Annotated in this window: 2 protein-coding genes; one reads left to right on the forward strand and one right to left on the reverse strand. The window is 49.3% G+C overall.

What is annotated here, in order from left to right:
- The coding region (locus QJ48_RS37840; RefSeq protein ID WP_337589651.1) for a DUF6612 family protein at positions 1-389 on the forward strand (389 nt) is incomplete at its 5' end.
- Positions 390-481: 92 nt separating this feature from the next.
- Here the strand turns inward: QJ48_RS37840 and QJ48_RS37225 are convergent.
- Positions 482-655: cation:dicarboxylate symporter family transporter (locus tag QJ48_RS37225; RefSeq protein ID WP_157261864.1), on the reverse strand; the 174-nt coding region annotated here is incomplete at its 5' end.

Genomic DNA, 655 nt, shown 5'->3' on the forward strand with positions numbered 1-655 from the left:
CCGAGAAAGTGCTGCCGGAAGTGCTCGATCTGATGATGAGCGACAAATACGCAAAAGTGTTTGACTTCAAGAAAGAAGACCTGGAGCAGGCGAAGAAAGATTTGACGGCCAATTCCGGAGACAAGCTCAAATCCGAAATCGCCAAAATGAAGGAAGACGTGAAAGTTAAGGACCTGCAAATCACGACAGCCGTCAATAAAAAAGGTTTCCCGGTATATCACGATATGAACGTAGGCCTGGAGGTCAAAGATAATGGCAAGCCGTATCAAATCGGCGCCAACATCAAGGCGGAATACTCCAAGATCAACGAAAAGCCGGAGTTCAAAATCGGCATTCCGAAAGACGTTATTACCCTTGAGCAGTTGATGGCCAAAACAAACGGCATGTAATTCAACGCAAAAGCCGCGCTCTCTCTAATCGGAGACGCGGCTTTTTTTGTACATAGTATCGGCTCTTGTTGGAAAATCTAGTACTAGCGGATTTAGGCCGTCGGCTTCAGCGCCTGCTTCGACGTTTCCTTGACTGTAGCGGCGTAAGCGAGTCCCTTTTGCTTGTCGTATTGCCCTTCCCACTTGGACATGACTACCGCTGCCAGAGAGTTGCCAAGCACGTTAACGACCGTGCGCGCCATGTCGAGAAGACGGTCAATCCCGGC

The organism is Paenibacillus sp. A3 (genome assembly GCF_001399685.1).
Classification (GTDB): Bacteria; Bacillota; Bacilli; order Paenibacillales; family NBRC-103111; genus Paenibacillus_G.